A 20,173-nucleotide genomic window follows, 5' to 3' on the forward strand; every position below is an offset into this window, starting at 1 on the left:
ACGTCCATCTTGAAACCTGCGCGGCGGCTGATGGGCGAAGAATGGATTCCGCAACTGATGGCGACGCTGACGATCGATGAAGCATCGCTGCCGGTGATCTGGGATGCCGACTTCCTCTATTGTCCGCGCGATACCGATGGTGCCGACACCTAGCGCGCCCTCTAGCGCGAGCCCGGAGTCCATCTCTTGGCCAATTCATGTCGCGAGATGCGGAAGTGCGACGCACTGATGGAGCAACAGATGTGGTGTCGTCCCTGTGAAAGCAGGGGACCCGTAACCACGAATGCTCATTGTTGAAGGATGCTGGAACGACGAGTCCCGTTCACAACGTCTGCTGCGGAGTATGGGTCGCTGCTTTCGCAGGGACGACAGCTCACTTCGCCCGCATCGCCTCCGGCGTATCCGGCTGTGCGGAGGGATGCGCTTTCGCAAACGCCGGCAGCGCCATGGCGGCGTCGTGAATCCGCTTCACGGTCGGCCAGGGCGACAGGCTGATCTGCTGATTGATCGCCGCCGTGACATGGCCGACCAGGCAGATGTCGGCGAGGGTCGGCGCATCGCCGTGACAAAACTGGCCGGTCGCCTTGTGGCCGGCGAGGTGGCCCTCGAGCGCCGCGAGCGTCTCGACCGTCCAGTGCCGCCGCCACGCGTTCTGCTGGCTGTCGCGCAGATCGAGCTCGCGGTCGAGATAGCGGCGTACCCGCGGGGTCAGCAGCGGATGGCCCTCGCAGGCGACGATCAGCGCCAGCCCGCGCACCCGGGCGCGGCCGAGCGCATCTGATGGCAGCAGCGGCGGGGTCGGAAATGTCTCGTCGAGATAGTCGATGATCGCGAGCGACTGGAACAGCGCCGTGCCGTCGTCGGTCACCAGCGCCGGCAGCGCCATCTGCGGATTGATCTTGCGATAGGCGTCAGTGCGATGCGCGTCCGCATCGATGTCGACGAACGCCACCTCGGCCGGCACGCCCTTGAGGTTGAGCGCGATCCGCACCCGAAAGCTCGCCAGCGATCGCCAGAAGGAGAAGAACTGCATGGGGCGAACTCCTTGCGTCATGCCCGGGCAAGAGCGCGAAGCGCGTCTTCGTGCAGATGACCCGGGCATCCGTCGACTGGAGGAATGTCGTTGAAGAGGGATCGCCGGGTCAAGCCCGGCGATGACAAGTCTTGGCGAGGCTTACCCCGCGCCTACCTTCTTCTTGCGCCAGGCGAGGTGCACGGCACAGGTGCAGCCCTGCGGATGCGAGGCCAGTTCCTCGTCATTGGCGGGCGTTGCGGCCGGCGCGATCGCCGATCCCTTGGCACCGTCCTGCGAGGGGATGTAGTTCAACACCGGCGCGAGCCAGCGCTCGACCTCGGCGACCGTCATGGCCTTGCGCGCGGCATAGTCCTCGACCTGGTCGCGCTCGATCTTGCCGACGCCGAAATAGAAGCTCTCGGGATGCGAGAAATACAGGCCCGAGACCGACGAGCCCGGCCACATCGCAAAGCTCTCGGTCAGTTTCACGCCGGCGGTGTTCTCGGCATCGAGCAGCGCGAACAGCGTTCGCTTCTCGGTGTGGTCGGGCTGCGCCGGATAGCCGGGCGCGGGGCGGATGCCGTCATATTTCTCGAGGATCAATTCGTCCGCCGACCACGCCTCGTCGGGCGCATAGCCCCAGAACTCCTTGCGCACGCGCTGGTGCATGCGCTCGGCGAAGGCTTCGGCGAGACGATCGGCCAGCGCCTTGCACAGGATCGAGGAGTAGTCGTCATTGGCGTTCTTGAAACGGTCAGCGACCGCATCCTCGCCGATTCCCGCCGTGACGACGAAGCCGCCGATATAGTCAGGCACGCCGGTCTCCTTTGGCGCGACGAAGTCCGACAGAGCGGCGTTGAAGCGGCCCTCGCGCTTCTCCAGCTGCTGGCGCAGCGTATGGAAGGCCGCGATCTTTTGCTTCCGCGTCTCGTCGGCATAGACCTCGATGTCGTCGCCGACCGCGTTCGCCGGCCAGAAGCCGATGGTGGCGCGCGCCGTGAACCACTTCTCCTTTATGATCGTGTCGAGCATCTTGCGCGCGTCGGCGTAGAGCGAGCGCGCGACTTCACCAACCTTGGGATCGTCGAGGATCGCCGGGAAGCGGCCGGTCAATTCCCAGGTCTGGAAGAACGGCGTCCAGTCGATGTAATCAGCCAGCTCCGCGAGGTCGTAGGCATCGAAGCTCTTCAGCCCGAAGAAGGCCGGCTTCTTCGGCGGCGCCGCCGCAAAGTCGATCGCCACCTTGTTGGCGCGAGCGTCGTTCAGCTTCAGCCGCTTCTTGTCGGCCTGGGCGCGGAAATGCGCCGCCGAGATTTTTGCGTATTCGGCGCGCACCTCGGCGGCGTAGGCCTGCTTCTTCTCGCCCGACAGCAGCGAGGAGGCGACGCCGACGGCGCGGCTCGCGTCATTGACGTGCACGACCGGGCCGCCCGGATAGTTTGGGTCGATCTTGACGGCGGTATGCACGCGGCTGGTGGTGGCGCCGCCGATCAAAAGCGGCACGTTCATGCCCTGCCGTTCCAGTTCGCCGGCGAGGAAGCTCATCTCGTCGAGCGAGGGCGTGATCAGGCCGGACAGGCCGATGATGTCGGCGCCCTCGGCCTTCGCGGTCTCGATGATCTTGTTGGCAGGCACCATGACGCCGAGATCGATGACCTCGAAATTGTTGCACTGGAGCACGATGCCGACGATGTTCTTGCCGATGTCGTGGACGTCGCCCTTCACCGTGGCGAGCACGATCTTGCCCGCGGCGTTGCGGCCGCCGGTGATGCCGTTGGCAAGGTTGCGCGCCTTCTCCTCCTCCATGAACGGCATCAGATAGGCGACCGCCTGCTTCATCACGCGCGCCGATTTCACGACCTGCGGCAGGAACATCTTGCCGTCGCCGAACAGGTCGCCGACCACGTTCATGCCGGCCATCAGCGGCCCCTCGATGACGTCGAGCGGACGGGACGCATTCTGGCGGGCGGCCTCGGTGTCGGCCTCGATGAATTCGGTGATACCGTGCACCAGGGCGTGCGACAGCCGCTTCTCGACCGGCCATTCGCGCCAGGCGAGATCCTGCTCCTTGGTTTGCTTCTCCTTGCCGCGGAATTTCTCGGCCAGCGCCAAGAGCCGCTCGGACGCACCGGGATCGCGGTTGAGGATCACATCCTCGCAGGTCTGGCGCAGCTCCAGGTCGATGTCGTCATAGACGATCATCTGTCCGGCATTGACGATGCCCATGTCCATGCCGGCATGGATGGCGTGATACAGGAACACCGAATGCATCGCCTCGCGCACCGGCTCGTTGCCGCGGAACGAGAACGAGAGGTTGGAGACGCCGCCCGAGATGTGCGCGCCCGGCAGGTTCTGCCGAATCCAACGCGTCGCCTCGATGAAGTCGACGCCGTAATTGTTGTGCTCCTCGAGGCCGGTCGCGATCGCAAATATATTCGGATCGAAGATGATGTCCTCGGGCGGGAAGTCGAGTCGATTGACCAGCAGGTCGTAGGCGCGCTTGCAGATCTCGGTCTTGCGCGCGAACGTGTCGGCCTGGCCGGTCTCGTCGAACGCCATCACCACCACGGCGGCGCCGTGACGCTTGGCGATCGTTGCCTCGTGCAGGAATTTCTCCTCGCCTTCCTTCATCGAGATCGAGTTCACGATCGGCTTGCCCTGGATGCATTTCAGGCCGGCCTCGATGACGTGGAATTTCGAGGAGTCGACCATCACGGGCACGCGCGCAATGTCGGGCTCGGCGGCGACGAGGTTGAGGAACGTCACCATCGCCGCCTCGGAGTCGAGGAGACCCTCGTCCATGTTGACGTCGATGACCTGGGCGCCGTTCTCGACCTGGTCGCGTGCGACCTGAAGCGCGGCCGTGTAGTCGCCTGCGGTGATCAGCTTGCGGAAACGCGCCGAGCCGGTGACGTTGGTGCGCTCGCCGACGTTCACGAAGGGAATGGCATCGGTCAGCGTGAACGGCTCGAGGCCGGAGAGCCGCAGCCGCGGTTCGATCTCGGGCACCACGCGCGGCTTGTGCGGGGCGACGGCCCGGGCGATCGCGGCGATATGGTCGGGCGTGGTGCCGCAGCAGCCGCCAACGATGTTGACGAGGCCGGCGGCGGCGAACTCGCCGATCAGCCGCGCCATGTAGTCCGGCGTCTCGTCGTACTGGCCGAACTCGTTGGGCAGGCCAGCGTTGGGGTAAGCGCAGACCAGCGTGTCGGCGACGCGGCCGATATCGGCGATGTGCGCGCGCAGATCCTCGGCGCCGAGCGCACAGTTGAAGCCGATCGTGATCGGCCTGGCGTGCCGTACCGAATGCCAGAACGCCTCCGGCAATTGCCCGGAGAGCAGGCGGCCGGATTTGTCGGTGATGGTGCCGGAAATCATCACGGGCACGTCGATGCCGCGCTCCTCGATGATCTCGGAGATCGCATACAACGCCGCCTTGGCGTTCAAGGTGTCGAAGATGGTCTCGACCAGCAGCAGGTCGGCGCCGCCGTCGAGCAGGCCCTTGGCCTGCTCGCCGTACGCCTTGCGCAGGTCGTCGAAAGTGACCGCGCGATAGCCGGGATTGGAGACGTCGGGAGAGATCGAGGCGGTGCGGTTGGTCGGGCCGAGCGCGCCGGCGACGAAGCGCGGCTTGCCGTCCTCGGCGCTCACGCGCTCCGCGGCGGCACGCGCCAGCCGCGCGCCCTGCAGGTTCATTTCATAAGCGAGGTCCGACATGTCGTAGTCGGCCTGCGCGATCGAGGTCGAGGAGAAGGTGTTGGTTGCGACGATGTCGGCGCCGGCACGCAGATAGGCCGCGTGGATGTCCGTGATCGCCTCGGGCTGGGTCAGGATCAACAGATCGTTGTTGCCCTTGATGTCGCGGTGGAAGTCCTTGAAGCGTTCGCCACGGAAGGCGGCTTCGTCGAACTGCAGGCCCTGGATCATCGTGCCCATGGCGCCGTCGAGCACCAGGATGCGCTCGCGGGCAGCCGCGAGCAAAGCGTTACGCTTGGGGGAAACCGGAACGGACATCGATTGCTTTCTGGGTCAGGCAGCTTTTTGGGCACCGGTCGGCCGGATGCCGAGCAGGTGGCTGATCGCGAACACGAGGTCCGCGCGATTCATGGTGTAGAAGTGGAAGGTGTCGACGCCGTGCTTGAACAGCTTCTGCACCTGGCCGGCGGCGACGGTGGCGGCGACCAGCTTGCGGGTCTCGGCGTCGTTGTCGAGGCCCTCGAATTTCTCGGCGAGCCAGTCCGGCACGCTGGTGCCGGTACGCGTGACGAAATTGCGGGCCTGCTTGAAATTGTGCATCGGCATGATGCCGGGCACGATCGGAATCTCGATGCCGCGCGCCCGCACCCGGTCGACGTAGCGATGATAGAGGTCGTTGTCGAAGAACACCTGGGTGATCGCGCGCGTCGCGCCGGCGTCGACCTTGGCCTTCAGCGTGTCGATGTCGGCATCGAAGTCAGCGGCTTCAGGATGCTTCTCGGGATAGGCGGACACCGAGATCTCGATGTCGGCGTGGCGCTTCTTGATCCCCGCGACGAGCTCGGCCGAGCTCTGGTAGCCGTCCGGATGGGTGAAGTAGGGCGTGCCGATGCCTCCGGGCGGATCGCCGCGCAGCGCCACGATGTGGCGGACGCCAACCTCATAATAGCGGTCGACGATGTCGTCGATCTCGCCGCGCGAGGCGCTGACGCAGGTCAGGTGCGCGGCCGGCAGCAGGTCGGTCTCGCGCAGGATGCGGCTGATGGTGGAATGGGTGCGCTCGCGCGTCGAGCCGCCGGCGCCGTAGGTCACCGAGACGAAATTCGGGGTCAGCGGCGCCAGGCGATTGATGGTCTCCCAGAGATTGCGCTCCATCTCCTCGGTCTTCGGCGGGAAGAACTCGAAGGAGATTTTCGGCGTCTTTGGCGCGCGCTGCCCGTTCGGCAGGGAGGAAATGGTCTCGGTCATGATACGCAAGGGCTCCGCAACTGGAGGGCAGGCGTCCGGCCTGGATATCGAGGCCCCAAGATAGGCGAATCCGGTGGGCCGAAATAGCCGATCGTATTTGGGAAGTTGCCCATTTATCGCAAAGAAGCGGCAAGATTCGACTGCGTGGCACGAGTGATGGGCCAAGCACAGCAGTTGTTTGAAATTTATAATTAATTGAAATCTATGACGTAATTGTGATTCTGACGGTGAACTGCCTGCCAATATGGATTGTGGGCAGCCGGATACTTCAAATAATCGTCGTATTATGTCCCAATTGTGCTGTCGCCCCAAGCCGGACCTCCGGTGCGGAACTGCCCTGCGCGGCCGGGGCCTTTGTCGACTCGTGGCGCCACATTAGGCTGACGGCCATGATCCCGCTCTCCGTCCTCGACCTCTCCGTCGTTACCACCGGCACGAGGCCTGCCGCTGCACTCCGCAACAGCATCGACCTGGCGCGCCATGTCGATGGTCTCGGCTACACGCGTTATTGGCTTGCCGAGCACCACAACCTCGCCTCGGTCGCGAGCCCGGCGCCCGACCTGATGATCGGGCAGATCGCGGCGGTGACGCAGCATATCCGGGTCGGCTCCGGGGGCGTGATGCTGCCCAACCACGCACCACTCGTCGTCGCCGAGCGGTTCAAGATGCTCGAGGCGCTGTTTCCCGGCCGTATCGATCTTGGCCTCGGCCGCGCGCCCGGCACCGATGGCGCCACAGCTTATGCGCTGCGCAGCAGGCTCGATCGCCGCGAGGGCGACGACTTCCTCGAGCGGCTGCATGAGTTGACGCTTTGGGAGACGCGCGATTTCCCGGCCGGCCATCCCTATAACAACGTGGTGGCGATGCCGGATGATTCGCCGCTGCCGCCGATCTGGCTGCTTGGCTCGAGCGACTATTCCGCCGAGCTCGCTGCCGAGGTCGGAATGGGCTTTGCGTTCGCGCATCATTTTGCGACTCACGACGCAATTGCGGCGATGACGAACTATCGCGCGCATTTCAAGCCGTCGGGCTGGCGTGCGACGCCGCAATCGATCCTGGCGGTTGCCGTGGTCGCGGCCGAGACCGACTCGGAAGCCGAGCAGCTTGCGATGTCGATGGATCTCAATCGGCTGCGCCGCGACCGCGGCCAGTATCTGCCGCTGCCGAGCGTTGAGGAAGCTCAGGCCTATCCCTACACCGACGCCGAACGCGCCTCGATCGCGCGCAACCGCGGGCGGCTCTTCGTCGGCAGCCCGGCGACCGTGATGACCAAGCTGGAGCCGCTGATCGCGGCGAGCCAGGCGGACGAGCTGATGGTGATCACTGCAGTCTATGATCACGCAGCGCGGAAGAAGTCCTACAGCCTGCTTGCGGAGGCGTTCGGGCTGCAGAGGAGCGCCGCCGCATAATCGATGGTGATTGTTGCGCGATGCTTGAACAACGAGTCCCACCCACAACGTCCGCTGCGGCGTATGGGTCCGGGCCTTCGCCGGGACGACGTGTGGGGAGACTACGCTCGCTCGGCCTACTAATCCCGCGTTTCGCTGAACGTGGCGCGGAACGGATGGCCGGGGTAGACGCCGACGATGCGGAATTCGCGCGAGAAGAACTTCAGTTCCTCGAGCGCGAAAGCCAGCCCGCGATCGTTCGGGTGGCCGTCGACATCGGCGTAGAATTGCGTGGCGAAGAAATTGCCGTCGACCATGTAGCTTTCGAGCTTGGTCATGTTGACGCCGTTGGTGGCGAAGCCGCCGAGCGCCTTGTAGAGCGCGGCGGGCAGATTGCGCACCCGGAAAACAAAAGAGGTCACCAGCGGCCCGGAGCCCTGTGCGGCCCATTTGGCCTCGCGCGCCAGCACCACGAAGCGCGTGGTGTTGTGAGCCTCGTCCTCGATGTCCTCGGCGAGAATGTCGAGGCCATAGATATCGGCGGCGAGGCGCGAGGCGATCGCCGCCACGCTCCTATCGCCGCGCTCGGAGATGTCGCGGGCGCTGCCGGCGGTGTCGCCGGCGACGATCGGCCGGATGCCCAGCTTGCGGATGATGCGCCGGCATTGGCCGAGCGCGTGGACGTGGCTCTCCACGCTCTTGATGTCGGCGAGCTTGGTGCCCTTCACCGCCATCAGCTGGTGGCGGATCGGCAGGAACCATTCGCCGATGATGAACAGGCCCGAGGCGGGCAGCAAATGATGGATGTCGGCGACGCGGCCGGCGACCGAGTTCTCGATCGGGATCATGCCGAGATCGGCCTCTCCCGAGGAAATCGCCGCCAGTGCGTCCTCGAAGGTCGGGCAGGGCATCGGCTCGGCGTCGGGATAGGCCTCGACGATCGCGATATGGGAATTGGCGCCAGGCTCGCCCTGGAACGCGATTTTCAGCTTCTTGGTCATAGGTTCTTTCCTGGCGGGCCTTTTAGCACCCGCTCAGGCTTTGGAAAGTATTCTGCGGGCGGTTTCGAGGTCGGCCGGGGTGTCGACGCCGCGTGGGACGGTGTCGACGATGGTGATGTCGATCCGCATCCCGGCCTCCAGCGCGCGCAGCTGCTCGAGCTTCTCCTGCTGCTCCAGCGGCGAGGGCGGCAACGCTACGAACCGCTCCAGCGCGGCCCGGCGGTAGGCGTAGAGGCCGATATGGTGGTAGCGTGGGCCGTCGCCATGAGGTGCCGTGGCGCGGGTGAAATACAATGCGCGCAGCCGGTCGGCGCCGATCGGCGAGCCGACCGCCTTGACGACGCTGGGAGCCTGATCCTCCTCCTCGGTATGGATTCGCGAGGCCAGCGTCGAGATGTCGACGGTGGGGTCGGCCAGCGCCGGCATCACGCTCTGGATGGTCTCGGGGGTGATGGTCGGGAAATCGCCCTGCAGATTGACCACGATCTCGGCAGCGCCGTCCGGATCGAGGATCGTCATCGCCTCATGGATCCGATCCGAGCCGGAAGGATGGTCCGGGCGGGTCATCACCACCTCGCCGCCCGCAGCCTGAACTGCGGCTGCGATCTCGGCCGTGTCGGTTGCGACCGCAACCCGGCCGATCCCGGCCGCCTCGGCCCGCCGCAGCACATGAACGATCATCGGTGCGCCTGCGATGTCGAGCAGCGGTTTTCCGGGTAGTCGGGTCGCGGCCATGCGGGCCGGAATCAGCACCAAGGTACGGGGATCGGTCATTCGTGTCGGGGCCCGTCCGGCCTGCGGAAATTGCCGGGGAGGAGGTTGAATTCGGCGCGTTTATACGGGTTGCCAGAGCGCGGGCAAACCGATATCTCAACCCTGCTTGGGGCGGTGCGATAAGGCCGATTCCCAGGTCTTTCCCCGCGGCCGTATTCCCGGCCTGAAGTCGACATTCAAGGCCCGGAGCCTGAGCCAAATGGACTCCTTCGAACTCAACAAAATCCTCGGTGCGGTTCTCGGCACCTGCATCGTCGTCCTGGTGATGAGCTTTGCCGCCGGATCGGTGTTTTCCGCCAAGCTTCCGGAGAAGCCGGGTTTTGAGATCGCGGTGAAGGAAGAGTCCCATGGTGCTGGCGGTGAGGCCGCTGCGGCCGCCTCCGAACCGATCGAGAAGCTGCTGCAGACCCGCCTCGGTGGAGAAGGGCGCCGCGGCCGCCAAGAAGTGCCAGGCCTGCCATACCTTCGAGAAGGGCGGCCCCAACCGCGTCGGTCCGAACCTGTACGGTGTCGTCGGCGAGAAGAAAGGCGAGGGCCGTGGCTTCAATTTCTCGGCCGCGATGAAGGGCAAGGGCGGCGATTGGTCGTTCGACGACCTCAACAAGTTCCTGACCAACCCGAAGGGCTTCATCCCCGGCACCGCGATGGGCTTTGCCGGCGTGCCGAAGGACAGCGAGCGCGCCGACATCATCGCCTATCTGAATTCGAACTCGGAGCATCCGGCTCCGCTCCCGACCGCCTCGAAGTAACGAATTGCTTCGTGCAACCATGTGGATGAAACGGCCAGGCACTGCCTGGCCGTTTTCGCATGGGGAATCCTCTTTCGCTTGGGAAATCCCTTGAGGAATCCGCTGTCGCGGGGGTGCTATCGGGACGTTTCGCCGCACCAATATTGTTCCCGGGCCAATATCATGAGGAAAAAGCAACGTAATCTGTCGAACCGTTGCCTTATATTGGGTCCCATGTAACCGGGGCCGCAAGCAGGAAGAGCGAATTTGGCGATCACCCGACGACACCTCCTTCAAGGCAGCGCACTGGCGGCATTCGCGCCGGCGCTCGGACTGAACTCCAGCCTGCCGGCGATCACGCCGGCACTGGCCGATGACGCCCCCAACGGGCTGAAATGGCGGCACGGCCTCTCCACCTATGGCGAAATCAAGTACCCGGCCGACTTCAAGCGCTACGACTACGTCAAGCCGGACGCGCCGAAGGGTGGCGTGGTGCGGCTGTTCCAGTCCGGTACCTATGACAGCTTCAACCTGGTCGTTGCGGGTTTGAAGGGCACGGTCGCCGCCGCGGTCGCCCGCATCTACGACTCGCTGATGGAAGCCTCGCTCGACGAGCCCGATACCTATTACGGCGAACTCGCCGAGGGCGCCGCCTTCCCAGACGATTTCTCCTACGTGATCTACCGCCTCCGGCCGGGCTCGCGCTGGCACGACGGCAAGCCGGTGACGCCGGAGGACGTGATCTTCTCGTTCGAGGCGCTGAAGGCGAACAGTCCGATGTTCAGCGCCTATTACCGGCATATCGCGAAGGCCGAGAAGATCGGCGATCGCGACGTCAAGTTCACCTTCGACAGCCCGGGCAACCGCGAGCTACCGATGATCACCGGCCAGCTCATCATCCTGCCCAAGCATTGGTGGGAGGGCACCGACGCGCAGGGCAAGAAGCGCGATATCACCGCGAGCACGCTGGAGCCGCCGCTCGGGTCGGGACCCTACCGGATCAAGGAGTTCGTCGCCGGACGGTCGGTGGTGCTCGAGCGCGTCAAGGATTACTGGGGCAAGGATATTCCGATCGCAATCGGACAGAACAATTTCGACGAGCTGCGCTACGAGTATTTCCGCGACGACACCGTCGCGCGTGAGGCGCTGAAGGCCGACGGGTTCGATTGGTACAATGAGCGCAGCGCCAAGGAATGGGCATCGGCTTACGACGTTCCGCCGGTACGCGACAAGCGACTGCTCAAGGAGCTCTTCACCGTCCGCAATCAAGGCCGGATGCAGGGCTGGGTGTTCAACCTGAGGCGCCCGAAATTTGCGGACCCGAGGCTACGCCGGGCCTTCAATTACGCGTTCGATTTCGAAGAGATGAACCGGGTGCTCTCGACCGGCGAGTACCATCGCGATTCAAGTTATTTCGACGGCATCCCCGACCTGATGGCGACTGGCCTGCCGGAAGGCAAGGAGCTCGAGATCCTGGAGACGGTGCGCGACAAGGTGCCTCCGGAAGTCTTCACGACGCCGTACAAGGATCCGGTTGGCGGCACGCCGGAGAACGTGCGCGCCAATCTACGCGAGGCGACGCGACTGTTGAAGGAAGCCGGCTTCGAGATCCGCGATCGCAAGCTGGTCGATTCTTCGGGCCAGCCGTTTACGGTCGAGATACTCGGCAACAGCGGCGATTCCGGCATGGAGCGGATCACGCTGTTCTACAAGCCGAGCCTGGAGCGCCTCGGCATCACCGTCAACCTGCGCGCTGTCGACACCGTGCAGTACCAGAACCGGGTACGCGATTTCGATTTCGAGATGGTCACCCAGGTGTGGGGACAGTCGATCTCGCCCGGCAACGAACAGCGCGACAATTTCGGTTCGCAGGCTGCCGACCGTCCGGGCTCGAACAATCTTCCCGGCATCAAGAATCCGGCCGTCGATGCCATCATCGAGCGCATCATCTTCGCGACCAGCCGCGCCGATCAGATCGCCGCCGCCAAGGCGCTGGACCGAGTCTTGCTCTGGAACTTCTATTGCGTTCCACACTTCAATTACGACAAGCAGCGCTATGTCTATTGGGATCGCTTCAGCCATCCCGATCCGCTGCCGAAATACGCGGTTTCAGGATTCCCAAATCTTTGGTGGTACGACGCCGACAAGGCGGCCAAGCTCAAGCGTTCGTAAGATCGAAGGATTCGCGCATGGCGCACTTCTCCCGTCGGCACGCACTCGGTCTCGGCATCGGTGCGTTGAGTGCTGCAGGCTTGCGCGCTGCCCCGGCGGCGGCCGACAACGGCACCGAGATGCACGGCATGTCGGTGTTCGGCGACCTGAAATACCCGGCAGATTTCCAGCAATTCGACTACGTCAATGTGAAGGCGCCGAAGGGCGGGACGTTCTCGGTGATTCCCTGGGTACGTGCTTACAACCAGTCCTACTACACCTTCAATTCGCTCAACGCCTATGTTCTGAAGGGCGAAGGCGCGCAGGGCATGGACATGACGTTCGCGACGCTGATGTCGCGCGCCAATGACGAGCCCGACGCGATGTACGGCTTTGCCGCGAAATCGGTGCAGATCTCGCCGGACAAGCTGACCTACCGCTTCACTATGCGCCCCGAGGCGCGCTTCCATGACGGCTCAAAGCTGACCGCGCAAGACGTTGCCTTCTCGCTCAACACGCTGAAGGACAAGGGGCATCCGCTGATCCAGGTGCAGCTGCGCGATTTCATCAAGGCCGAGGCGCCCGATGACGCGACCGTGGTGGTGACCTTCGCGGCGGGGCGCGCGCGCGACGTGCCGCTCTATGTCGCGAGCCTGCCGATCTTCTCCAAGGCCTACTACGCGACGCGCCCGTTCGAGGAATCGACACTCGATCCGGTGCTTGGTTCGGGGCCCTACAAGGTCGGCCGCTTCGAAGTCAACCGCTACGTCGAATACGATCGCGTCAAGGACTGGTGGGGCGCCGATCTTCCGGTCAATCGCGGCAGCTACAATTTCGATACAGTACGCTATGAATATTATCGCGATCGCGACGTGGCGTTCGAGGGCTTCACCTCGAAGAGCTATCTGTTCCGCGAGGAGTTTACCGCGCGTGTCTGGGCGACGCGCTACGATTTCCCTGCGGTGAAGGACGGCCGAGTCAAGCGCGAGACGTTGCCCGACGACACGCCGTCGGGCGCGCAGGGCTGGTTCATTAACATGCGTCGCGACAAGTTCAAGGATCCGCGCGTGCGCGAGGCGCTGATCTGCGCCTTCGACTTCGAGTGGACCAACAAGACCATCATGTACGATGCGTATGCGCGCACCGTTTCGCCATTCCAGAACTCGGACATGGTCGCTGAGGGGCCTCCCCCGCCGGAGGAGCTTGCATTGCTCGAGCCGTTCCGCGGCCAGGTGCCCGACGAAGTGTTCGGCCTGCCATTCGTGCCGCCGATGTCGGACGGCTCCGGTCAGGATCGCGCGCTGCTGCGCAAGGCGGTGCAACTGCTCAACGAGGCCGGCTGTCTCATCAAGGACGGCAAGCGGGTGCTGCCGAACGGCGAGCCCATTACGGTCGAATTCCTCAACGACGAGCCCTCGCTGCAGCCGCACCACGGCCCCTACATCAAGAACCTCGGCACGCTCGGCATCGATGCGACGTTCCGCCTGGTCGACGCGGTGCAATACCGCGCCCGCGTCGAGGACTTCGACTTCGACATGACCATGCAGCGCTTCAGCTTCTCGGCGACGCCGGGCGATAGCATGCGGCCGTTTTTCTCGTCGCAGGCCGCGAAGACCAAGGGCTCCTACAATCTCGCCGGCATTTCCAATCCGGCGATCGACACCCTGATCGAGAAGATCATCGGCGCCAACAGCCGCCACGAGCTGACGGTCGCCTGCCGCGCCTTCGACCGCGTATTTCGCGCCGGCCGTTACTGGGTGCCGCAATGGTACCGCAACACGCATCCGATCGCTTACTGGGATCAGTTCGGACACACCGAGAAGCTGGCAAAATACACCCAGGGCGTCGGCGCGCCGGAGAATTGGTGGTATGATGCGGCCAAGGCCGCGAAGCTTGAGCAGGCGAAGTAGCCGATGAGCGCCTATATCGCCCGACGTATCTTCCTGATGCTGCCGACGCTGCTCGGCATCCTGTTCGTCTCTTTCGTGGTCGTGCAGTTTGCCCCTGGCGGACCGGTCGAGCGCGTGATCGCGCAGATCAATGGCGCCGACACTGGCGGCACCTCGCGCGTGTCGGGAGGCGGCGGCGACTTCGGCGCGCAGCGCGGCCAGGGTGCGGGTGCCGGCGCGGCCATCAACTCGAAATATCGCGGCGCGCAGGGGCTCGATCCTGATTTCATCAAGAAGCTTGAGGTGCAGTTCGGCTTTGACAAGCCGGCGCCGGAGCGATTCGCGCTGATGGTCTGGAATTTCGCGCGCTTCGATTTCGGCCAGAGCTATTTCCGCAGCGTCAGCGTGATCCAGCTGATCAAGGAGAAGCTGCCGGTGTCGATGTCGCTCGGCATCTGGATGACGCTGCTGACCTACTTGATCTCGATCCCGCTCGGCATCCGCAAGGCGGTGAAGGACGGTTCGCGGTTCGACACCTGGACCTCGGCCGTGATCATCATCGGCTTTGCCATTCCGGGCTTCCTGTTTGCAATCCTGTTGATCGTGCTGTTCGCCGGCGGCTCGTTCCTCAACATCTTCCCGCTACGCGGCCTGACTTCGGACGGCTGGTCGCAATTCCCCTGGTACTGGAAGATCATCGATTACTTCTGGCACCTGACGCTGCCGCTGGTGTCGATGGCACTCGGCGCCTTCGCGACGATGACCTTGCTCACCAAGAATTCGTTCCTCGACGAGATCCGCAAGCAATATGTGATGACCGCGCGCGCCAAGGGCTGCAGCGAGCGCCAGGTGCTGTACGGGCACATCTTCCGCAACGCCATGCTGATCGTGATCGCGGGCTTCCCGGGCGCGTTCATCCACGCGTTCTTCTCGGGCTCGCTGCTGATCGAGACCATCTTCTCGCTCGACGGGCTCGGCCTGCTCGGGTTCGAGAGCGTGCTGAACCGCGACTATCCGGTGGTGTTCGGAACGCTGTTCATCTTCTCGCTGGTCGGATTGGTGGTCAATCTGATCTCCGATCTCGCCTATATGTGGATCGATCCGCGGATCGACTTCGAGGCGCGGGAGGTCTGATGACGCTGCTCGCGCCCCAGCCGGTCGAGACCTCGACGCAATCGCCGCTCGGCGAGTCGGTGCCCGCCACCCGCCACGCCTTCGCGCCGTCGCCGCTCAATCAGCGGCGCTGGCAGAACTTCAAGGCGAACCGGCGCGGCTATTGGTCGTTCTGGATCTTCGTCGTGCTGTTCGTGGCGTCGCTGTTCGCCAATTTCATCGCCAACGACAAGCCGCTTGTCGTCAAGTATGACGGCCATCTCTACTGGCCGGTGGTGTTCACTTACGCCGAGACGACGTTCGGCGGCGACTTCGAGACGGCGGCCGATTATCGCGATCCCTATCTGCAGAAGCAGATCGCGGCCAAGGGCGGCAGCATGATCTGGCCGCCGATCCGCTACTCCTACGACAGCCGCAACCTCGATCCGCCGACCGCGGTGCCGTCGAAGCCGACCTGGCTGCTGACCGAAAAAGAGTGCGCGGACGTGGTGAAGCGCAAGGGCCTGACCGGCTGCCGCGACCTCGAATACAATTGGCTGGGCACCGACGATCAGGGCCGCGACGTCGTGGCGCGGCTGATCTACGGCTTCCGCATCTCCGTCTTGTTCGGCCTGACGCTGACCATCCTGTCCTCGATCATCGGCATCGCTGCCGGCGGCGTGCAGGGTTATTTCGGCGGCTGGATCGATCTCGGCTTCCAGCGATTCATCGAAATCTGGACCGCGATTCCCTCGCTCTATCTGCTGCTGATCATCTCGGCAGTGCTGCCGCCGGGCTTTTTCATCCTGCTCGGCATCCTGCTGCTGTTCTCGTGGGTCTCGCTGGTTGGCCTAGTGCGGGCCGAATTTCTCCGCGGCCGCAACTTCGAATACATCCAGGCGGCGCGCGCGCTCGGCGTCTCCAACGGCAAGATCATGTTCCGCCATCTGCTGCCGAACGCCATGGTCGCGACCATGACGTTCCTGCCCTTCATCGTCTCGTCCTCGGTGATGACGCTGACGGCGCTGGATTTCCTCGGCTTCGGCCTGCCGCCCGGCTCACCCTCGCTCGGTGAATTGCTGTCGCAGGGCAAGGCCAATGTGCAGGCGCCATGGCTCGGCCTGACCGGCTTCTTCTCGGTCGCGATCATGCTGTCGCTCCTGATCTTCATCGGCGAAGCTGCGCGCGACGCCTTCGATCCGCGCAAGACGTTCGCGAAGGGCTGACGCATGGACGCGACCAACCAGCCTCTGCTCGACGTCAGCGACCTCTCGGTCGCCTTCGGCCGCTCGCTCGCGGTCGATCGCGTTTCCTTCTCGATCAAGCGCGGCGAATGCACCGCGCTGGTCGGCGAGTCCGGTTCGGGAAAATCAGTCAGCGCGCTGTCGGTACTGAGGCTGCTGCCCTATCCAGCGGCCTCGCATCCCTCCGGCGCGATCCGATTCAAGGGCCGCGATCTCCTGGGATCGTCGGAAAGCGAGATGCGCGGGATTCGTGGCAACGACATCTCGATCATCTTCCAGGAGCCGATGACCTCGCTCAATCCGCTCCACACCATCGAAGCCCAGATCGGCGAGATCCTGTCGCTGCACAGCGGCATCAGCGGCGCAGCAGCGCGGGCCCGGACGCTGGAGTTGCTAGGCCAGGTCGGCATCCCCGAACCGGAGACGCGGCTCAACAGCTATCCGCATCAACTATCCGGCGGCCAGCGCCAGCGCGTGATGATCGCGATGGCGCTCGCCAACGAGCCCGATCTCTTGATCGCGGACGAGCCGACCACCGCGCTCGACGTCACCGTGCAGGCGCAGATACTGGCCTTGCTGGCCGAGATCCGCGCCCGACTCGGCATGAGCCTGCTGTTCATCACCCACGACCTCGGCATCGTCCGCCGCATCGCCGACACGGTCTGCGTGATGAACAACGGCAAGATCGTCGAGCAGGGCCCGGTCGAGCAGGTCTTCACCGCGCCGAAACACGCCTATACGAAGGCGCTGCTGGCGGCCGAGCCGAAGCCCGATCCGGCGCCGCCGCAGCCGGGTGCGCCGGTCGTGATGTCGGCGGACAATCTCAAGGTCTGGTTCCCGATCAAGCGCGGGTTGCTGCGTTCGACCGTCGGCCACATCAAGGCGGTCGATGGCGTCAGCGTCGCGGTGCGCAAGGGCGAAACGCTCGGCGTGGTCGGCGAGTCCGGCTCCGGCAAGACCACGCTCGGGCTCGCGCTGCTCCGGCTGATTTCGTCCGACGGCCCGATCGTGTTCCTCGGCAAGGACATTCAGGGCCTGCGCTTCAAGCAGATGCTGCCGTTCCGCCGCGACATGCAGATCGTGTTCCAGGATCCGTTCGGCTCGCTCAGCCCGCGAATGTCGGTGGCCGACATCATCGCCGAGGGCCTCGAAGTGCATCAGAAGCAGCTCTCGCGCGAGGAGCGCGAGGCGCGGGTGATCAAGGCATTGAAGGATGTCGGCCTCGATCCCGACTGGCGCTTCCGCTATCCGCACGAGTTCTCCGGTGGCCAGCGCCAGCGCATCTCGATCGCGCGCGCAGTCGTGCTGGAGCCGAACTTCGTGGTGCTGGACGAGCCGACCAGTGCGCTCGACATGCTGCTGCAGGCCCAGATGGTCGATCTGCTGCGCGACCTGCAGCGCAAGCGCGACCTCACCTACATGTTCATCTCGCACGATCTGCGCGTGGTGGCCTCGCTCGCGAGCCATCTCATCGTGATGAAGTCCGGCAAGGTCGAGGAGGAGGGGCCGGCCTCCGAGCTGTTCAGGAATCCGAAGAGCAACTACACCCGCGCGCTGTTCGCCGCCGCGTTCCGCATCGAAGCGGCCGGCGACGGGGCTGTGGCGACGTAGCTCTCTGTCGTCAATCCGGGGCTCGCGCAGCGAGAGCCCGGGATCCATTCATCCACGGAGCGGGAGGCTCGATGGATTCCGGGCTCGACGCTCCGCGTCGCTCCGGAATGACGCGGTCAAAGCCGCTTGATTGCGGCGACCTCGTTGCCGGCGGCCTTGATCCGCGCGATCGCAGCCTGCGTGTTCTCCACTACCGTCGCCATGTGATGCGCATTGGCGTGCACGATCGTCGCCGTATCACGCACGATGGCGACATGGCCCTTCCAGAAGATCAAGTCGCCGCGCTGCAGATGCCTGGATTCCGCTGTCGTCAGTTCGCGGCCGAGCCCGTCCTGCTGCATGTCGCTGTCGCGCGGGCAGCCGGTGCCGGCGGCGGTCAGCGCGATCTGCACCAGGCCGGAGCAGTCGATGCCGAGGCTCGACTTGCCGCCCCAGAGATAGGGCGTGCCGACGAACCGCTCGGCGATCGCGACGAAATCCGGCGCCATTGCGTCGAGCGGCGCGAGATGCTGGCGCGGCAGATGCCAGCCCTCGCGGGTCACCGCGAAGGCGCCGTCCTCGCGGGCGATTGCCAGCCTGGTCCCCATCGCCAGCGCCTCGACCGGCGGCAGCTTGATCGACGGTCCCGGAAACGCCAGCGCGCGCAGCGCCGTCACCTTGTGCGTCGGGGCAGCGCCAGGCGCCGTCAGCGCCGCCTCGGCAATCCAGCCGACATAGCCGTCATCGGCGAGCTGGCCCCAGGCCCAGCCTTCGCCGTTGCGGTCGTACACGGTGACGCGTTCACCCCTGAGGGCCTGCGTCATCTGTTCGGCATCGGCCGCCGGCGCCCGCCGTAGCGGCGCGATCGCGTCGCCGACCTCGCGCGCCTCGCCGTCGACGAAGCGCGCAGCCTTGACCTTGCCCTCGAGATATTTCGCGGCGAGGTCGGCGCGGGCCGGCGTCAGTCTGGCATCATGCATAGCGCTGGCTCAGCAGTTTGTAGATCGCGCGTGCAGCCTGGCATTCGCCGCCTTCGGGACGGCCGGGCTTTGCCGACGGCGTCCAGCCATAGATATCGACATGCAGCCAGCTCCGCGCGTGCTCGACGAAGCGCTGCAGGAACAGCGCGCAGGTGATCGAGCCGGCGAAACCGCCTGACGGTGCGTTGGTGATGTCGGCGGTCTTGGAATCGAGCCAGGCATCGTAGGCCGGCCACAGCGGCATCCGCCACAACGGATCGTTCTCGCTTTTCGCGCAAGCTGCGACGTCGCCGGCGAGCGTCTCGTCATTGGTATAAAACGGCGGCAGATCCGGGCCCAGCGCCACGCGCGCCGCGCCGGTCAGCGTGCCCAGATCGACCAGCAGGTCGGGCGTCTCCTCGTCGGCCAGCGCCAGCGCGTCGGCGAGCACCAGCCGCCCCTCGGCGTCGGTGTTGCCGATCTCGACGGTGATGCCCTTGCGCGACTTGAAGATGTCGAGCGGGCGGAACGCGTTGCCGGCAACCGCGTTCTCGACCGCCGGGATCAGCACGCGCAGCCGCACCTTGAGCTTCGCGTCCATCACCATCTGGGCCAGCGCCAGCACGTTGGCTGCGCCGCCCATGTCCTTCTTCATCAGCAGCATGCCGCTCGACGGCTTAAGGTCGAGCCCGCCGGTGTCGAAGCAGACGCCTTTGCCGACCAGCGTCACCTTCGGATGGGCCGGATCGCCCCAGCTCAGATCGATCAGCCGCGGTGCGCGGGTCGAGGCCATGCCGACGGCGTGGATCAGCGGGAAATTCTGCGCGAGCTCGTCGCCATCGATGCAATTGAAGGCGGCGCCGAACCGCGCTGCGAGGTCGCGCGCCACCTCGGCGAGCTCGGCCGGGCCCATGTCGTTGGACGGCGTGTTGATGAGGTCGCGCGCCAGCGCCGCGGCGTCCGCCATCCGCGCGATCTCGGCCGTGTCGACGCCATCGGGTGGCACGAGGCGGACCTCGGGGCTCTTGTTCTTGCGATAGCGGCCGAAGCGGTAGCAGCCGAGCGCGAAGGCGAGCGCGGCAAGCCGCGTGTCATGCGGCGCATTGCCAAAGCGGTAGACGCCCGGCGGCAGCAGGCCAGGCAAGACGCCGGGCCGGAACGGATCGCGCGCCTTGTGGTCGGCGTCCTCGAGGCCGAACAGCACCTGCGCGATGCCGCCATCGGCTGCCGGCAAAGCGAGGGCCTTGCCGGGCTTGGCGGCAAAGTCACTGGCCTCGGCGAACTGGCGCGCCGGCGCCGGCAACTCGCTGCGGATCGCATCCCATGTTGCCTTGCTGACGAAGGTGATCGGCGTGACGGCGGTCGTGGGTGCGGTCTCGAACACGGATGGCATGCGGC

14 protein-coding genes and 1 pseudogene are annotated in these 20,173 nt (G+C 64.8%); 8 read left to right on the forward strand and 7 right to left on the reverse strand.

Going from position 1 to position 20,173, the window contains the following annotated elements:
* Positions 1-30: 30 nt before the first annotated feature.
* Complete coding sequence (locus ACVISU_RS25565; protein ID WP_283807360.1) at positions 31-153, forward strand: Cj0069 family protein; 123 nt, start codon at positions 31-33, stop codon at positions 151-153.
* Positions 154-373: 220 nt separating this feature from the next.
* Here the strand turns inward: ACVISU_RS25565 and maiA are convergent, their stop codons facing one another.
* The 3 genes from maiA to metF form a co-directional block, all read right to left on the reverse strand.
* The gene (gene maiA / locus ACVISU_RS25570) at positions 374-1,033 is read right to left on the reverse strand and encodes a maleylacetoacetate isomerase (protein WP_456708737.1); all 660 of its coding nucleotides are present in this window, start codon (positions 1,031-1,033) and stop codon (positions 374-376) included.
* A gap of 141 nt (positions 1,034-1,174) precedes the next feature.
* Positions 1,175-5,029, reverse strand: a complete 3,855-nt coding sequence (gene metH / locus ACVISU_RS25575) for a methionine synthase (protein ID WP_456708738.1) — start codon at positions 5,027-5,029, stop codon at positions 1,175-1,177.
* A gap of 15 nt (positions 5,030-5,044) precedes the next feature.
* Positions 5,045-5,959: a methylenetetrahydrofolate reductase [NAD(P)H] gene (metF, locus tag ACVISU_RS25580; protein ID WP_050406342.1), complete on the reverse strand. Its 915-nt coding sequence runs from the start codon at positions 5,957-5,959 to the stop codon at positions 5,045-5,047.
* A gap of 389 nt (positions 5,960-6,348) precedes the next feature.
* Between metF and ACVISU_RS25585 the strand changes: the two genes are divergently transcribed.
* Positions 6,349-7,368: an LLM class flavin-dependent oxidoreductase gene (locus tag ACVISU_RS25585; protein ID WP_456708739.1), complete on the forward strand. Its 1,020-nt coding sequence runs from the start codon at positions 6,349-6,351 to the stop codon at positions 7,366-7,368.
* A 119-nt stretch (positions 7,369-7,487) separates the two neighbouring features.
* Here ACVISU_RS25585 and ACVISU_RS25590 read toward each other — a convergent pair whose 3' ends face one another.
* On the reverse strand, positions 7,488-8,348 hold the full coding sequence (locus ACVISU_RS25590) for a prephenate dehydratase (RefSeq protein WP_050406343.1): 861 nt from the start codon (positions 8,346-8,348) through the stop codon (positions 7,488-7,490).
* Positions 8,349-8,381: 33 nt separating this feature from the next.
* Positions 8,382-9,122 carry a 3-deoxy-manno-octulosonate cytidylyltransferase gene (locus tag ACVISU_RS25595; protein ID WP_050406344.1) on the reverse strand — a complete coding sequence of 247 codons (741 nt, stop codon included), beginning with the start codon at positions 9,120-9,122 and terminating at the stop codon, positions 8,382-8,384.
* Positions 9,123-9,321: 199 nt separating this feature from the next.
* Here ACVISU_RS25595 and ACVISU_RS25600 point away from each other — a divergent pair.
* From ACVISU_RS25600 to ACVISU_RS25625, 6 genes and pseudogenes are all read left to right on the forward strand, one after another.
* Positions 9,322-9,871: pseudogene (locus ACVISU_RS25600) on the forward strand (c-type cytochrome).
* A 246-nt stretch (positions 9,872-10,117) separates the two neighbouring features.
* Entirely contained in the window at positions 10,118-12,022 is a 1,905-nt protein-coding gene (locus ACVISU_RS25605; RefSeq protein ID WP_050406346.1) for an extracellular solute-binding protein, read from the forward strand.
* A gap of 17 nt (positions 12,023-12,039) precedes the next feature.
* Positions 12,040-13,911, forward strand: a complete 1,872-nt coding sequence (locus ACVISU_RS25610) for an extracellular solute-binding protein (RefSeq protein ID WP_456708740.1) — start codon at positions 12,040-12,042, stop codon at positions 13,909-13,911.
* Between the two features lie 3 nt (positions 13,912-13,914).
* Entirely contained in the window at positions 13,915-15,024 is a 1,110-nt protein-coding gene (locus ACVISU_RS25615; protein WP_050402171.1) for a microcin C ABC transporter permease YejB, read from the forward strand.
* Positions 15,024-16,208: an ABC transporter permease gene (locus tag ACVISU_RS25620; RefSeq protein ID WP_456708741.1), complete on the forward strand. Its 1,185-nt coding sequence runs from the start codon at positions 15,024-15,026 to the stop codon at positions 16,206-16,208. The genes ACVISU_RS25615 and ACVISU_RS25620 overlap by 1 nt, the downstream gene beginning before the upstream one ends.
* A gap of 3 nt (positions 16,209-16,211) precedes the next feature.
* The gene (locus ACVISU_RS25625; protein WP_456708742.1) at positions 16,212-17,837 is read left to right on the forward strand and encodes an ABC transporter ATP-binding protein; all 1,626 of its coding nucleotides are present in this window, start codon (positions 16,212-16,214) and stop codon (positions 17,835-17,837) included.
* Positions 17,838-17,953: 116 nt separating this feature from the next.
* Here the strand turns inward: ACVISU_RS25625 and ACVISU_RS25630 are convergent, their stop codons facing one another.
* On the reverse strand, positions 17,954-18,796 hold the full coding sequence (locus ACVISU_RS25630; protein ID WP_456708743.1) for a C40 family peptidase: 843 nt from the start codon (positions 18,794-18,796) through the stop codon (positions 17,954-17,956).
* The gene (locus tag ACVISU_RS25635; RefSeq protein ID WP_456708744.1) at positions 18,789-20,168 is read right to left on the reverse strand and encodes a leucyl aminopeptidase family protein; all 1,380 of its coding nucleotides are present in this window, start codon (positions 20,166-20,168) and stop codon (positions 18,789-18,791) included. The genes ACVISU_RS25630 and ACVISU_RS25635 overlap by 8 nt, the downstream gene beginning before the upstream one ends.
* Positions 20,169-20,173: the final 5 nt, after the last annotated feature.

The organism is Bradyrhizobium sp. USDA 4452 (genome assembly GCF_054063575.1).

Excerpts from the sequence above, each read along its gene's own strand:
- ACVISU_RS25565 (WP_283807360.1), top strand. The coding sequence starts at position 31 with ATGGGCGAAGAATGGATTCCGCAACTGATGGCGACGCTGACGATCGAT.
- maiA (WP_456708737.1), bottom strand. The coding sequence starts at position 1,033 with ATGCAGTTCTTCTCCTTCTGGCGATCGCTGGCGAGCTTTCGGGTGCGG.
- metH (WP_456708738.1), bottom strand. The coding sequence starts at position 5,029 with ATGTCCGTTCCGGTTTCCCCCAAGCGTAACGCTTTGCTCGCGGCTGCC.
- metF (WP_050406342.1), bottom strand. The coding sequence starts at position 5,959 with ATGACCGAGACCATTTCCTCCCTGCCGAACGGGCAGCGCGCGCCAAAG.
- ACVISU_RS25585 (WP_456708739.1), top strand. The coding sequence starts at position 6,349 with ATGATCCCGCTCTCCGTCCTCGACCTCTCCGTCGTTACCACCGGCACG.
- ACVISU_RS25590 (WP_050406343.1), bottom strand. The coding sequence starts at position 8,348 with ATGACCAAGAAGCTGAAAATCGCGTTCCAGGGCGAGCCTGGCGCCAAT.
- ACVISU_RS25595 (WP_050406344.1), bottom strand. The coding sequence starts at position 9,122 with ATGACCGATCCCCGTACCTTGGTGCTGATTCCGGCCCGCATGGCCGCG.
- ACVISU_RS25610 (WP_456708740.1), top strand. The coding sequence starts at position 12,040 with ATGGCGCACTTCTCCCGTCGGCACGCACTCGGTCTCGGCATCGGTGCG.
- ACVISU_RS25615 (WP_050402171.1), top strand. The coding sequence starts at position 13,915 with ATGAGCGCCTATATCGCCCGACGTATCTTCCTGATGCTGCCGACGCTG.
- ACVISU_RS25620 (WP_456708741.1), top strand. The coding sequence starts at position 15,024 with ATGACGCTGCTCGCGCCCCAGCCGGTCGAGACCTCGACGCAATCGCCG.
- ACVISU_RS25625 (WP_456708742.1), top strand. The coding sequence starts at position 16,212 with ATGGACGCGACCAACCAGCCTCTGCTCGACGTCAGCGACCTCTCGGTC.
- ACVISU_RS25630 (WP_456708743.1), bottom strand. The coding sequence starts at position 18,796 with ATGCATGATGCCAGACTGACGCCGGCCCGCGCCGACCTCGCCGCGAAA.
- ACVISU_RS25635 (WP_456708744.1), bottom strand. The coding sequence starts at position 20,168 with ATGCCATCCGTGTTCGAGACCGCACCCACGACCGCCGTCACGCCGATC.